The sequence below is a fragment of the Acinetobacter sp. SW-226 genome (assembly GCF_055632855.1).
In genome coordinates, this window is sequence record NZ_CM145752.1 from 1532118 (window position 1) to 1546684 (window position 14567).

14 protein-coding genes are annotated in these 14567 nt (G+C 40.5%); 8 read left to right on the forward strand and 6 right to left on the reverse strand.

Features of this window, described 5'->3' with window-relative positions; genetic code table 11:
* Positions 1-13 precede the first annotated feature (13 nt).
* The 3 genes from clpS (at position 14) to ACZ8ZH_RS07425 (ending at position 3162) form a co-directional block, all read left to right on the forward strand.
* Positions 14-430 carry an ATP-dependent Clp protease adapter ClpS gene (gene clpS, locus ACZ8ZH_RS07415; RefSeq protein WP_086210230.1) on the forward strand — a complete coding sequence of 139 codons (417 nt, stop codon included), beginning with the start codon at positions 14-16 and terminating at the stop codon, positions 428-430.
* A 9-nt stretch (positions 431-439) separates the two neighbouring features.
* On the forward strand, positions 440-2716 hold the full coding sequence (clpA, locus tag ACZ8ZH_RS07420) for an ATP-dependent Clp protease ATP-binding subunit ClpA (RefSeq protein WP_086210229.1): 2277 nt from the start codon (positions 440-442) through the stop codon (positions 2714-2716).
* Positions 2717-2808: 92 nt separating this feature from the next.
* A complete protein-coding gene (locus ACZ8ZH_RS07425; RefSeq protein ID WP_086210228.1) occupies positions 2809-3162 on the forward strand; it encodes a YnfA family protein in 354 nt (117 codons plus the stop codon).
* A 29-nt stretch (positions 3163-3191) separates the two neighbouring features.
* Here ACZ8ZH_RS07425 and ACZ8ZH_RS07430 read toward each other — a convergent pair whose 3' ends face one another.
* The 3 genes from ACZ8ZH_RS07430 to ACZ8ZH_RS07440 form a co-directional block, all read right to left on the reverse strand.
* Positions 3192-3665, reverse strand: coding sequence for a hypothetical protein (locus tag ACZ8ZH_RS07430; protein ID WP_086210227.1), 474 nt, complete (start codon positions 3663-3665; stop codon positions 3192-3194).
* Positions 3666-3755: 90 nt separating this feature from the next.
* Positions 3756-4676, reverse strand: a complete 921-nt coding sequence (argF, locus tag ACZ8ZH_RS07435; RefSeq protein WP_119063370.1) for an ornithine carbamoyltransferase — start codon at positions 4674-4676, stop codon at positions 3756-3758.
* Between the two features lie 120 nt (positions 4677-4796).
* Complete coding sequence (locus tag ACZ8ZH_RS07440) at positions 4797-5447, reverse strand: TetR/AcrR family transcriptional regulator (RefSeq protein WP_086210225.1); 651 nt, start codon at positions 5445-5447, stop codon at positions 4797-4799.
* Positions 5448-5695: 248 nt separating this feature from the next.
* Here ACZ8ZH_RS07440 and prpB point away from each other — a divergent pair, with 248 nt between their 5' ends.
* The 4 genes from prpB to ACZ8ZH_RS07460 all read left to right on the forward strand — a co-directional run bounded on the left by prpB (position 5696) and on the right by ACZ8ZH_RS07460 (position 9558).
* On the forward strand, positions 5696-6580 hold the full coding sequence (prpB, locus tag ACZ8ZH_RS07445; RefSeq protein ID WP_086210224.1) for a methylisocitrate lyase: 885 nt from the start codon (positions 5696-5698) through the stop codon (positions 6578-6580).
* 2 nt (positions 6581-6582) lie between these two features.
* Entirely contained in the window at positions 6583-7719 is a 1137-nt protein-coding gene (prpC, locus tag ACZ8ZH_RS07450; protein ID WP_086210223.1) for a bifunctional 2-methylcitrate synthase/citrate synthase, read from the forward strand.
* 204 nt (positions 7720-7923) lie between these two features.
* A complete protein-coding gene (locus ACZ8ZH_RS07455) occupies positions 7924-8385 on the forward strand; it encodes a DUF2147 domain-containing protein (protein ID WP_086210222.1) in 462 nt (153 codons plus the stop codon).
* Positions 8386-8643: 258 nt separating this feature from the next.
* Positions 8644-9558 carry an alpha/beta hydrolase gene (locus ACZ8ZH_RS07460; protein ID WP_119063371.1) on the forward strand — a complete coding sequence of 305 codons (915 nt, stop codon included), beginning with the start codon at positions 8644-8646 and terminating at the stop codon, positions 9556-9558.
* A gap of 69 nt (positions 9559-9627) precedes the next feature.
* On the opposite strand, the gene ACZ8ZH_RS07465 is transcribed toward ACZ8ZH_RS07460, so the two are convergent.
* A complete protein-coding gene (locus ACZ8ZH_RS07465) occupies positions 9628-11265 on the reverse strand; it encodes a long-chain-fatty-acid--CoA ligase (protein ID WP_119063372.1) in 1638 nt (545 codons plus the stop codon).
* A 600-nt stretch (positions 11266-11865) separates the two neighbouring features.
* Between ACZ8ZH_RS07465 and ACZ8ZH_RS07470 the strand changes: the two genes are divergently transcribed.
* The gene (locus ACZ8ZH_RS07470) at positions 11866-12102 is read left to right on the forward strand and encodes a hypothetical protein (RefSeq protein ID WP_086210247.1); all 237 of its coding nucleotides are present in this window, start codon (positions 11866-11868) and stop codon (positions 12100-12102) included.
* A 69-nt stretch (positions 12103-12171) separates the two neighbouring features.
* Here ACZ8ZH_RS07470 and bioB read toward each other — a convergent pair whose 3' ends face one another.
* Together bioB and queG are read right to left on the reverse strand one after the other, a co-directional pair.
* On the reverse strand, positions 12172-13161 hold the full coding sequence (gene bioB / locus ACZ8ZH_RS07475) for a biotin synthase BioB (protein ID WP_086210219.1): 990 nt from the start codon (positions 13159-13161) through the stop codon (positions 12172-12174).
* Positions 13162-13462: 301 nt separating this feature from the next.
* On the reverse strand, positions 13463-14557 hold the full coding sequence (gene queG, locus ACZ8ZH_RS07480) for a tRNA epoxyqueuosine(34) reductase QueG (protein WP_119063481.1): 1095 nt from the start codon (positions 14555-14557) through the stop codon (positions 13463-13465).
* Positions 14558-14567: the final 10 nt, after the last annotated feature.

The following is a 14567-nucleotide window of genomic DNA, read 5'->3' on the forward strand; positions in this document are numbered from 1 at the left end:
GAATTGTAAGTTTATGGGTATTTCTAAGCGTTCAACGTGTTTAAACGAAATTAAGCAGTCTTTTCATGAGTCTGGCTATGTCGATTGGCATATCAGCCCGCGCTTGAGCAATGATGAACCGCATGAAGACGAAAATAGTGATGTCGCTGTCCAAACAGCGCCACCTGAATTGAAACGTCCGCCACTTTATGCTGTCGTTTTAATGAACGATGACTATACCCCAATGGACTTTGTTATTGAAATTTTACAACAATACTTTGCTTTGAATCTTGACCAAGCCACTCAAGTAATGCTAACTGTACATTATGAAGGAAAGGGTGTTGCAGGCGTTTACCCGAGAGACATCGCGGAAACAAAAGCAAACCAAGTCAATAATTACGCTCGGTCTCAAGGTCATCCGCTACTTTGTCAGATTGAGCCGAAAGATTAAGGGGGTTCCATGCTCAGTCGTCAATTAGAAGTATCCTTACGTTTGGCTGTTAGTATGGCTCGACAAAAGAGACATGAATTCCTAACAGTAGAACATTTGTTATTGGCTTTACTTGATAATGATTCAGCCGTGAATGCATTGAAAGCATGTGGTGCGGATATTATTTTGCTTCGTAAAGAGCTCGAAGAATATGTAGAGCAACATACCCCTAAATTGGGCGAGAACAGCGACCAAGCACCGCATCCAACTGAGAGTTTTGACCGTATTTTGCAACGTGCGATATTCCATGTGCAATCGAGTGGTGGAGACCGTACAGTTGAAGGTGCAGATATCCTTGTCGCAATGTATTCTGAGCGTGATTCTTTTGCTGTTTATTTATTAAAACGTCATCAAATTAATCGTTTAACCTTAACTCAGTATTTAGCACATGGTACTCGTAAAGACGAAGTGCAAGTTGAAGAAGAAGTTGAAGATTTAGATGGTGAGTCGAGCAGTTCAAGTAATGCTGGCCCGTTAGAGCTTTACACAACCAATTTAAATGTTGAAGCGCAAAAGGGAAAAACAGATCCTTTAATTGGTCGTGAAAAAGAAATTGAGCGTGCAGCACAAATTCTATGCCGTCGTCGTAAAAATAACCCGTTATTGGTGGGTGATCCTGGTGTCGGTAAAACATCTATTGCAGAAGGTTTGGCTTGGCTTATTGTCAATGGTAAAGCACCTAAACCATTGGCAAATGCAGAAGTGTATAGTTTAGATATTGGGGCGCTGGTTGCAGGAACAAAATATCGTGGAGACTTTGAAAAGCGCTTAAAACAATTGTTGAATGCCTTAAAAAAGAAACCAGAAGCGATTTTATTTATTGATGAAATCCACATGATTATTGGTGCAGGCTCAAGTATGGGCAGCACGATGGATGCGTCAAACTTGATTAAACCCGCTTTGGCCAATGGTTCATTGCGCTGCATAGGTTCAACCACGTTCCAAGAATACCGCCAAGTCTTTGAGAAAGACCATGCTTTGTCACGTCGTTTCCAAAAAATTGATGTCAATGAGCCATCTATTTCAGAAACGATTGATATCCTACGTGGTTTGAAGAGCAAATTTGAAGATTTCCATCATGTTAAATATGATGACAAAGCTTTAATTTCAGCGGTTGAGTTATCTGCGAAGTTTATTAATGACCGTTTCTTGCCGGATAAAGCCATTGATGTCATTGATGAAGCAGGGGCACAACGTCGTCTGAAAGCTGAACAAGATGATACGCTTATTACGGTGGAAAATATTGAAGATATCGTGTCGAAAATTGCACGTATTCCACCAAAAACCGTATCTAAAGATGACAAGACTGTTCTTGAAAATCTTGAGCGCGATTTAAAACGAGTGGTCTTTGGTCAAGATGAAGCCATCGAAGCTTTAGGCTCAGCAATTAAGCTGTCACGTGCAGGTTTAAAATCACCTGATAAACCTGTAGGTAGTTTTGTTTTTGCGGGTCCAACTGGGGTAGGTAAAACAGAAGTTACCAAACAACTTGCGAAATTATTGGGCGTTGAGCTGGTTCGTTTTGATATGTCGGAGTATATGGAGCGTCATGCGGTTTCACGTTTGATCGGTGCGCCTCCCGGTTATGTGGGCTTTGATCAAGGTGGTCTGTTGACCGATGCGATTCATAAGAATCCGCACTGTGTATTATTGCTAGATGAGATTGAAAAAGCACATCCAGACGTGTTCAACTTATTGTTGCAAATTATGGATCATGGTTCATTGACCGATAACAATGGTCGTAAATCAGACTTCCGTAATGTGGTGTTGGTCTTAACTACAAATATTGGTGCGGAAAGTATTTCTCGTGTGAGTATTGGCTTCATGGATCAAGACAACAGCAATGATAACCAAGATGCGATGAAAAAAGCGTTCTCTCCAGAGTTCCGAAATCGTTTGGATAGCGTAATTCAGTTTAAAGCGCTGCCTACTACTGTGATTGAAAATGTGGTAGATAAGTTCTTAACTGAATTACAAGCGCAACTGGACGAGAAAAAAGTCATTCTTGAAGTGGATCAAAGTGCACGTGAGTGGATGGCCGAAAATGGTTATGATCGTCTAATGGGTGCTCGCCCAATGCAACGATTGATTCAAGAGCATTTGAAAAAACCACTGGCTGAAATGATTCTATTCGGTGAGCTTGCAGAACATGGTGGCAATGTTGCGGTCTCTGTGAAAAAAGAAAATGGTAAAGCGGTTGGTTTGAAACTCGAAGTTTTTGAAGACCAAACGGCTGAACCTGCTTAAAGATTTTTACATCATCTAAAAACCCGTGTTCGCACGGGTTTTTTATTGAAAGCAAACGATTTAAAGACCAATAGCGAGTAAAAATAGACTGTATGGATATTCAATTCACTAAGATTTTTAGTACATTTGTACTGTTTTTAATTACAGCAGTGATGGAAATATTAGGCTGTTATTTTCCTTATTTGATTTTAAATCAGGCGAGAAGCCATTGGTTGTGGATTCCTACAGCTTTAGCGTTAGGTGCTTTTGTGTGGCTGTTGACTTTACATCCGGCTGCGTCAGGACGTATTTATGCGGCTTATGGTGGAATCTATATCTTTACCGCATTGCTGTGGTTGCGTTATGTCGATCAGGTTCAGCTTTCCCGTTGGGATATAATGGGCGGTGCAGTAGTTTTAATTGGTGCTGCTATGATTATTTTGCAACCACAAGGATTGGTTCGCTAGAGCAGAGAACCAATCACTATAAGGCATTATTATTTGATACCACAGTCTTTCTGTTTTAGCTCTAAATCGTAGCTGTTTTTTTCGGAGTTAAGCTGTAGTTTTACAATGTAGGGATTATGGCGCTGATATTGATGCTCGAAGAAAATATTGCAGTTTTGCAGGACATTCTTTTTAATCACTTTTTGAACTTCTTTTTCACCTAAATCTTGTTCAAACTGGGCGAAATCTGGGGTAATGATCATCCCTTTAAGTTCGGTACGGTCTGCATATAGATTAAATTGTTCAATGATGGTGTTATTATCAATTTCAATGGGAAGTGTTCTGGAGTCTTCTGCGGTTAATACCGTTAATATTTCATTCAACGTTTCAGGTTGTTGAATTTTAAAATTTGCATCAATAATTTGTTTGGATTGTAGGTAGTCATCGAATTCAGAAGCGTGAACCTGACAAAATGTAGTACTTAGGAGTGTAGCAAGGCACAGGCCAGTCTTTTTGAAATGCATGGAAAGTGTCGCTTATAAAAATTATGTTCCAATTATAGCTTTGCACGTATAAAAAAAGCACCCTTAGGTGCTTTTCTTTGGAAAAATAAATCAGTCTTTTTTTGCATTTTCATTGATTAAAAATTCAACCAATGCTTTTTGTGCATGTAAACGGTTTTCGGCTTCATCCCAAACCACAGCATTTTTATGGTCGAGCATTTTTTCAGAAATTTCTTCGCCGCGATGTGCAGGTAAACAGTGCATAAATAAACAATCAGGATGAGCAAGATCCATCAGGCGTTCATTCACTTGATAGTCAGCAAAAGCTGCTTCACGAATTTTTTGCTCTTCTTCTTGGCCCATGCTTGCCCATACATCGGTCACGATCAGGTCTGCATTGACAGCAGCATCTTCAGCAGAGTTAACCAGTTCTACACAGTGTGCAAATTCACTTAAAAATTCTGCTTTGGGTTCATAACCTTTAGGTGCTGCAATTTTGAGCTTGAAGCCCCACATGTGCGCTGCTTCAATATATGAATTACACATATTGTTGCCATCACCAATCCACGCTACAGTTTTACCTGCGATAGGTCCACGGTGTTCAACAAAAGTTTGAACATCTGCAAGCAGTTGGCAAGGGTGGTGATCATCGGTCAAAGCATTAATCACAGGAACTTTTGAATAAGACGCAAAACGTTCAACAATGTCATGTCCGAAAGTACGGATCATCACAATATCCAACATGCTTGAGATCACACGTGCTGAATCTTCAATCGGTTCACCACGACCCAGTTGCGTATCTCGTGGAGAAAGAAAAATTGCGCTACCACCGAACTGGCTCATGCCTGCTTCAAACGATACACGGGTACGAGTACTCGATTTTTCAAAAATCATACCCATAACTTTACCAACAAAAGGTTGGAAGACTTCGCTATTGTGCTGTTTACGTTTCAGTTCAATACCGCGTTGCACAACTTGGTTAAGTTCTAAAGTAGATAAATCGCGTAAGGTAAGAAAGTGACGTAGAGCCATTGTTACTCCACAATAATTGCTGAAAACTGAAATAAAAACAGAACAACAATTAGTTGTTGGTTGGTTAAAAGAAAACGAGAGTTGATTAATATACTATAAGCAAAGGAAATTGCAAAAAAACTAGAGTTTTTGATGACCTGCTAAAAAGCGGTCTACACAATATTCAATATGATTGTTGAGTTCTTCACGATCAAGAACAAGATCGACCCCCAAAATAATTCGCCACTCATAGTCGCGCAAAATACCGAAATACAGCATGGCTGAATTGTTGGGTTGGGGGCAATTGAGTTGTCCCTTTTCATGTGCTTGAGATAAGGCTTGAGCAATAGTTTTTTGAATCATTTGTGCACCATTTTCATGGATGTATTGTGCAAGCGCAGGATCTTTCTGTGTTTGATTGAGTATTAAACGAATAAAGGCAATGTTTTTAGGTTGAATGATGTGTTTGAGGAAGTTGGTTAAAATACGAATAAGATAAGTGCGTAATTCCTCAGTCTCACAGATACAAGTCAGGGTAATATCGCGATAAAATTGATCACGCCGATAATCACAAATTGCTTTAAACAAGCCTTTTTTGTTCCCAAAATATTTATAGATTGAGGCTTTTGATCCGCCTGCATGATTCACAATATCATCCAGTGATACAGCTTCATAACCATGTTCTAGAAAAAGATTAGTCGCACTCTCTAAAAGCGCTAAGCAACGTTCATGACCACGTTTGGTTTGTGGTGTATCCCGCGTTAGTGGTTCAAGTTGAACAGAAGTGTGCATAATAACTAAAAACAGCCTAATAAAATGTGTATCTCTAGTTGCTATCATAGCAAAAATATGCACACATTGTCTTTTTGAGGTGTATCTGTTTAGCACTAAAGGTCTGCTTATGGAAGAAAATTACACAATAAAAACGTGAACCATGGGACTAAAGTTTTAGAGTGATCATTCTAAAATGTCATAGCCAATTGGAACATTATGGCTATACTCAAAACTCGAAAATTAAAGTAAATGCCGTGGAAAGGACTATGACAGAACAAACGTCTGCAGGCTTAAGATTTAGACAAGCACTGGAAGTGGAAAAACCATTACAAATTATCGGTACAGTCAATGCTTATGCAGCAATGATGGCGAAACAGGTGGGTTACAAGGCCATCTATCTTTCGGGTGCTGGTGTTGCGAACTACTCTTACGGTCTTCCTGATTTGGGAATGACCAGCTTAGACAATGTCTTGGAAGATGTACGTCGTATTACCGAACGTGTAGATACACCACTACTGGTTGATATTGACACAGGTTGGGGTGGGGCATTTAACATTGCACGTACCGTGAAACAAATGATTGCTGCTGGAGCTGCTGCTGTCCACATCGAAGACCAAGTGGCACAAAAACGCTGTGGTCACCGCCCAAATAAAGAGATCGTGACCCAACAAGAAATGGTCGATCGTGTCAAAGCTGCTGTTGATGCCAAAACGGATTCAAACTTTGTGGTGATGGCACGGACTGATGCCCTACAAAAGGAAGGCCTACAAGCAGTGATTGACCGTGCATGTGCTTGTGTGGAAGCAGGTGCTGATGCGATCTTTGCCGAAGCAATGACAGATATCACGATGTACAAGACCGTCTGTGATGCAGTCGGTGTCCCTGTACTGGCGAACATTACCGAATTTGGCGATACTCCATACTACACCAAAGAACAACTTGCAGAACAAGGCATCTCGATGGTGCTGTATCCGCTGTCACCGACCCGCGCTATGCAAAAGGCAGCACTGGAAGTGATGCATGCTATTCGCAATGACGGTACTCAGGTCAATGTACTGGATAAAATGCAACAACGAAAAGAACTCTATGAATTTCTCGATTATCACACCTTTGAAAACACATTAGATAAGCTGTTTAAACAGGAGAATTAAAAATGGCAGAAGGAAAAGTCCTTACAGGCGCAGGATTGCGTGGACAAGTTGCGGGAAAAACGGCACTTTCAACTGTAGGTAAAAGTGGCGCAGGCTTAACCTACCGTGGTTACGATGTGCAAGATTTGGCAGAAAATTGTCAATTTGAAGAAGTCGCTTATTTGATCTTCTTTGGTGAACTACCAACAGCAGAACAACTTATAGCCTACAAAGCGAAACTTAAATTACTACGCCAATTACCGCAAGCGTTGAAAGAAGTGCTTGAGCGTATTCCTGCAGACTCACACCCAATGGATGTGATGCGCACAGGCGTGTCCATGCTGGGTAATCTAGAAACGGAACACTCTTTTGCCGAACAACAAGATGTTGCTGACCGTATTCTTGCAACACTGCCTGCGATTATTTGCTACTGGTATCGTTTTAGTCATGATGGCGTGCGTATTGAAGAAAATACTGATGATGATTCAATTGGCGCTCAATTCCTGCATTTACTGCATGGTGAAAAGCCAAACGAATTGCATGAGCAGGTAATGAATGTATCTTTGATCCTTTATGCAGAGCATGAGTTCAACGCCTCTACATTTACTGCACGTGTGTGTGCTTCAACTTTATCCGATATGCATTCATGCATTACAGGTGCAATTGGTTCACTACGTGGTCCATTACACGGTGGTGCCAATGAAGCTGCGATGGAAATGATTGAAAACTGGACATCAGCTGACGAAGCTGAGCGTGAAATGTTGGGTAAACTGGAGCGTAAAGAAAAGATCATGGGCTTTGGTCATGCAATCTACAAAGACAATGATCCGCGCAATGGCATCATTAAGATTTGGTCAGAGCGCTTAGCCAAAGACGTAGGCGATACAGTGCTTTATCCAGTATCGGTACGCTGTGAAGAGGTGATGTGGCGTGAGAAAAAATTGTTCTGTAATGCAGACTTTTTCCATGCATCGGCATATCACTTTATGGGTATTGCAACCAAATTATTTACCCCAATCTTCGTGATGAGTCGTGTAACAGGCTGGGCCGCACATGTGATGGAACAACGTGCGGATAACCGTATTATTCGTCCGAGTGCAGACTATACTGGGCCTGAGCTACGTAAAGTTGTGCCAATTGAAGAGCGTACAGCTGCATAAGTGAGTCAACAAAAAAGCCTCTTCGGAGGCTTTTTTTATATCAATATCTGTTTCAAAAAAGTGCTTAGATGTCTGGACTGCTGTGATTATTTTTTAATTTCATATAAATGTTTAATTTTCATGAAATATTTTATAAATAGAAAAATATAGTTGCTATAATTGCGACCGTTTTCATTCTTATTTTTCTCAATTGTAATTGATTTTATGAAGCTTAAATTTTTGTGTGCATCTGCACTATGTTTTGGGTTGTCTAACTCTGTCTTTGCTATGCCTTTTGACCCACTGATTGGGACGTGGAAGGTTATTGATGACCGAACAGGTTCTTATATTTCAGATATTGTGATTCGTAAGAACTCAAAAACAGCACAATATAGCGCAGTAGTGACGAAATATTATCCTTTGGCTGGCGCACCGATCAGTGATGTTTGTACAAAATGTCAGGGTGGGCTCAAGGATAAACCAATCTTTGGTATGCAAATTTTAAGCGGTTTAGTAGCTGATAAAACAGGCCAGACGTTTGCAAAAGGCGTATGGATAAATCCTCAAGATGGTCGTACATATAATATCAATACGGCACAAATCAACGCAGGTAAAGACCAACTGAAAGTACAAGCTTCAGCAAAAGATGCGAAGGGTGTGAGCAACATGACTTGGAAAAAGTTGTAAAAATCTCAAGATAAGGTAAAGATCGCCATCACACTTGAATGTGGTGGCTTTTTTGTAGGAAATCGCTCGACGTATGTGCTTTATAGGAAAGCTGACTACGCGTATTTGGAAGGGTGACCTTGAAAGTATATTTTTAAGAAGTCGAACTGACCACAATATATTGTTTAGGTGAATATTTATTAAAATGGATTACTCATTGAAAATGATAACCATTATTATATGTTAATATTCGTTATCACATGATTTTGTACATGAAAAATGACTCATTTTTATAGAAAGACTTTCAATATTGTATTGGCTTCGTTATCCCTGTTGGGGTTTAGTTCAGGTTTATATGCAAAGCCAGAAATGAAACCTCTAGCTGCGAATATCGCAGAAGTGGGCTCTGAGTATTATAATTTTAAAATTAAAGAGTTTGTATCTAAAGACCCACAAAAAACATATAGAGTGTGGTTAGGTATTCCTAAAACAGCACAAAATGAACAAAAAGCTTATCCATCTGTTTTTATGTTGGATGGGAATTCTGCGATGTCTCATTTGAATGAGGATGTGCTGAAATCTTTACTGGAAAATGATGCGCCTATATTGGTTGCTATAGGTTATAAAACCAATTTGCCATTTGCCACAGCATTTCGCTCGCTCGACTATACGCCAGCGGATCTATCGACTGGAAAACCTGCGCATGATCCTAGAAATCCAGAGCGAATGAGCGGGGGGAGTGCTGATTTTAGAAATGTGATTTTGAGCGATATCGCGCCTTGGGTTGAGCAAAATGTAAAGCTTGATGCACAAAAAAGAGCACTGTGGGGACATTCATACGGTGGTTTATTTGTCCTTGATAGTTTGATTGATGGGCGTTACTTTAGTCATTTCTTTGCCGCAAGCCCGTCTCTATCTTGGGCTGATCAGCGTATAATGAAAAAAACTAAGAACGCAAAAATAGCCCAAGATTCGAAAAAGCATCTATTACTGATGGAAGGTGATCTTTTAGCAAATGTAGGCAGCCAGCAGAGTCCTAATTTTGATGCAAGTGGTATCAACAACAATAGAGAGGTGCTTGCTATAACTAAGCAACATGGAGTGGATGCTAAATTTTTAATCTATCCAAATTTAAAGCATGGTGAGGTGTTTAAGGCGTCTTTATTAGACGTGCTTTCAAATCAATGGTATTGATGGCATTTAAACCATCCGAACATGAAAAAGCCTGATCGTATATGATCAGGCTTTTTATTTTAAACAACGTTAAACAGGGTTTTGTTCTAGTAGCACTTGGCCATATTGGGCGCGGAGTTCACGTTTTAGCATTTTACCCGTGCCACTCAGTGGAATACTGTCGACAAAAATCACACGGTCGGGAATCTGCCATTTCGCAATTTTGTCGGTATAGTACTCCAAAAGGTCTAGTTCAGTGATTGTACTTTCAGGTCGTTTCACCGCAATCACAATTGGACGCTCATCCCATTTTGGATGTTCTGCAGCAATGACAGCCGCCATAAGAATGTCTGGATGACCCATTGCAAGGTTTTCAAGCTCAACCGATGAAATCCACTCACCACCAGACTTAATCAAATCTTTAGAACGGTCACTGATGTATAAGAAGCCATCTTCATCTAAGGTTGCGATGTCGCCTGTATCAAACCAGCCATCGGTTGTGAGTGCGGATTCAGCTTTACCAAAGTAGCTGTCAATAATCCAGTGACCCTTAATTTGTAGATTGCCAATCTGCTCGCCATCACGTGCAATTTCGTTGTTGCCTTTTTCCTCATCAGTAAGACGTAAATCCACGCCAAAAGGCGGACGACCTTGAGATAAGCGCAGTTGGAAACGTTTTTGTTCAGAGAGCTGTTGATGTTTGGCTTTCAGTTGGTTGGCAGAGCCGAGTGGACTGGTTTCGGTCATGCCCCATGCATGGATAGTTTCACAGTTATATTCGTTTTTAAACGCCGCTAACATGGAGGGTGGGCAGGCTGAACCACCCACAACGTTGCGGTTCATACTTGTCAATTGACTACCTAATTGTTTTGCTGCTGCCAGTAAACCTTGCCAAATGGTTGGAACACCCAAAGCCACAGTAACTTTATACGAGTCAATCATATTCACTAGACTCGGCCCATCTAAACCAGGTCCAGGCAATACAACTGTACAACCCACCATAGCCGCGGCATAAGGTGTACCCCAAGCATTGACATGGAACATGGGCACTACAGGCAACATGATGTCATTTGCAGACAGATTAAGTGAGTCGGGTAGGCTGATGGCAAAACTATGCAAAATGGTGGAGCGGTGGCTATATAGCACACCTTTTGGATTTCCTGTTGTACCTGAGGTATAGCACAAAGAGCTTGCGGTTTGCTCATCAAAGCTTGGCCATGTGAACTGTTCAGACTCTTTGCTGACCAAGTCATCATAAAATTTCACATCGGCGATTTTTTCTGTAATAGCCTCATCTGAGGCATCTAGGCAAATAAAGTGTTCAACATGCGGTAAATGTGCTTTTACCGCAGCAATGAGTGGCGCAAAGGTTTTATCAAATAACACCACACGATCTTGCGCATCATTGATAATAAAAATCAGTTGTTCTGGAAACAAACGTGGGTTGATGGTATGGCAAATATAACCACTGCCAGAGATGGCATACCAAGATTCTAGGTGACGATGATTGTTCCATGCGATGGTCGCCACACGGTCGCTTTGCGAAAGCCCTAAACCTTTAAGCACATTGGCAAATCGTTTAGAGTTGGCTGCGACTTTGGCCCAGTTGGTTTCAGTAATACTGCCGTCTGTATTTTTAGAAATAATGGCTGTGTCGGCATGATAGCGTTCTGCGTGATCAATCAGATTGCTAATCAATAGCGGTTGAAACATCATACGTCCAAGCATGTATAAATATCCTTATCGTTGCTTTTTTATCAAATTATTTATTGGTTTCTCAAAACATCTGCTTTGAGCATTCATTGTATTTTTATCCTAGCTTGATCCAAATTTAAATCAAGTTTTGTTTCATCTTCTGCCGCATTTTTAAAAGTGATGTGAACCAAAACTACAAGTAAATGAAAAGCATCATTTAAAAAAGTAAATGACCATTGATCACTTTATGCTGTTATTCGACAAAAGGCACTTGAAATTTATAAAAAGTATGTTTAAAAATGTGTATAGCTCATGAAACATGAGTTGTGGGTATTTCAGGACGATATACTCGTTTTAAGAAGCTAATTTTTAAAAAATCACTTACAGGAGTTAAAAATGCTTCAGTTGTTTAAAAAATTATTTTGCATCCACGTTTATGAATATGAACAAATGACTGAAATCGGGGAGCATATGGAATGCCGGAAGTGTGGGGATTCTAAAACCGACTAAATTAAGTAAAAAAAGTGAGCGCAGGCTCACTTTTTTAATGTCTATATTTTATGGCTTAGTTTGACTGAATGCAGTCAAAATTGCTTACAATAGCCTGATCACAGTGTTTAGCGTACCTAGATGATGACTAAAAATTTTCAAGCACAGACTTATATTGTTGATGATAATTTGAGTGATACCTTAAGCTGGCTGTGTCAGCATCAAGAGTGTTTTGATTCTTTTCACTATGATGCGATTCGCCAAACATTAATTGTACGCCATGCCAATGGTGAAGATGAGATCTTCCAAGGCGATTATCTGAATGCCAGTTATGGTATTTTAATTACTGCACATAATTTTGCTCAGTCATCTGAACGTTAAACAGATAGAGATTAAAAAAGCCCCTTATTGAAATAAGGGGCTTTTTTTGTGCTTAGCAAATCTTGGGAATTAGCTTGCCATGGCATCTAGGCTCAGGTCTGCCACTGTCGGTTTTGGCTTTTCAGCCACTAAACCTAATTTGCTGAACAGTTGACGGTCTTTACCTTCGCCTGCATTTGGTGTTGTTAGTAGTTTCTCACCCGAGAACAATGAGTTTGCACCCGCCATAAATGCAAGCGCTTGGTCTGAGTCAGAAAGTGCTTCACGACCTGCAGACAAGCGGATATAGCTGTGCGGCATGATAATACGTGCAACAGCAATAGTACGAATCCATTCTGTCACATCGAGTTTTTCGACATCTGCCAATGGCGTGCCTTCAATTGGAACCAACATGTTGATAGGTACAGATTCTGGGTGAATTGGCATTGTTGCAAGTTCTTGCAATAAACCAATACGGTCTTCTTTCTTTTCACCTAGACCAACAATACCACCGCTACACACCTTCATGCCTGCTTGGCGGACATATTCTAAGGTATTTAAACGGTCGTCAAAGGTACGTGTACTAATAATATGTGAATAATACTCGCGTGAAGTGTCGAGGTTATGGTTGTAATAATCTAAACCTGCATCTTTTAAACGTCCAGCTTGAGACTCATTCAGCATCCCTAAAGTCATACAAGTCTCTAAACCGAGTGCTTTTACTTCTTTAACCATTTCTAGTACATAAGGCATGTCGCGCTCATGTGGATTACGCCAAGCTGCGCCCATACAAAAACGAGATGAGCCTGATGCTAACGCTTCTTTTGCCTCAGAGATGACTTTGTCTACAGCAATGCGTTTTTCTGCTTCAAGTTTTGAGTCATAACGTGCTGACTGAGAGCAGTATTTACAATCTTCAGGGCATTTGCCTGTTTTAATCGACAATAAAGTACTTACTTGAATGGTATTGGCTTGGAAATGTTGGCGATGTACGGTCTGCGCTTGAAAGACGAGATCAAGAAAAGGCTGATCATACAAAGCTTCGATTTCTTCACGCGTCCAATCATTGCGTAGGTTCATAATGGCGATCCATTTTTAATTCTAACTTGTATACATCATACATTTAACGTGCCAACTTAAAAGGCATTATTGCTCAGTTTTAATAGTATCTCCCGATTATGTTTCTAATTTTATCTTTTTATGAGATTATGGAAATAGTTGCAAAGTTGAGCACTTTTCTCGAAATTTGGCTGCAAAATTCTATTTCTATGAATCTGTGGATGTGTTGAAAATGCAGCTAAATAGATAAAATAGATAAAATTATGCAAGCAACTGGCTGTTTGATTAAACCCTTTTGGATGGAGGGTGTTCGAAGCAAGTTTTACGACTTTTTCATCAGTTGCTCTTGGATGGCCCAGTCAATATGGACTTGCACAATATCGTTAAGCTCTGAGCGAGAAGTGTGTAATTGTTGCAAAATTTCATCCGAAAATGGTGCGTTGCCCAAACCAATCGCAACATTACGCATAAAGCTTTGATAGCCTGTTCGCCGCAGAGGACTCCCTTCAGTATTTGCCATAAAGGTACTTTCATCCCATTGCCAAAGGTCAAGCAGTTGGATGTCATCCAAGCCATGACGCGGGTTAAAATCATCAATCGGCGTGGTTTTGGCAAAGCTATTCCATGGGCAAATGAGCTGACAGTCATCGCAACCAAACACACGGTTGCCGATACCACGGCGTAGTTCTACAGGGATAATGCCTTGGAACTCAATGGTTAAATAGGCAATGCATTTACGTGCATCTAGCAAATAAGGTTCAACAATCGCTTGAGTCGGGCAAATATCAATACATGCGCTACATGAGCCACAGTGTTTGGTGGTGGCTTGGTCAAAAGGTAACTCTAAAGAGGTAAAGAGTTCGCCTAAGACAAAAAATGAGCCTGATGTTTTATGGATGAGTAAGGTGTGTTTACCCACCCAGCCCATACCTGCATTTTCAGCCAATGATTTTTCAAAAATGGGTGCTGAGTCTGCAAAGGGGCGAGATTCAAAATCACCCACTTTGGCTTTGATTTTCTGCGAAAGGGTCTTTAAACGTCCACGCATGACTTTGTGATAGTCACGTCCACGTGCATAGCGCGCAATAATGGCACTATTTGGTGCAAAAGGCACAAGACGGGGTTCAGGCACGGCAACTAAATAATCCATACGCACACAAATAATACTTTTGGTGCCTGGAACAAGCAGGGTCGGATCTGCACGTTTTTCTAAGTTTTCAGCAAGAAAATGCATGTCACCATGATAACCAAGCTCTAAATATTTTTTAAAACGCGGCAATTCAACTTGAGCATCTGGTTTGGCGATGACACAATCAGAAAACCCCAAAGCCAGCGCTTCAGATTTAATCCAAGCCTTAATTTGCTCTGGATCATATTGATCTACAGGGATTTTTGAGGAAGATATGAGTGTTGTCATAACCAAGAAC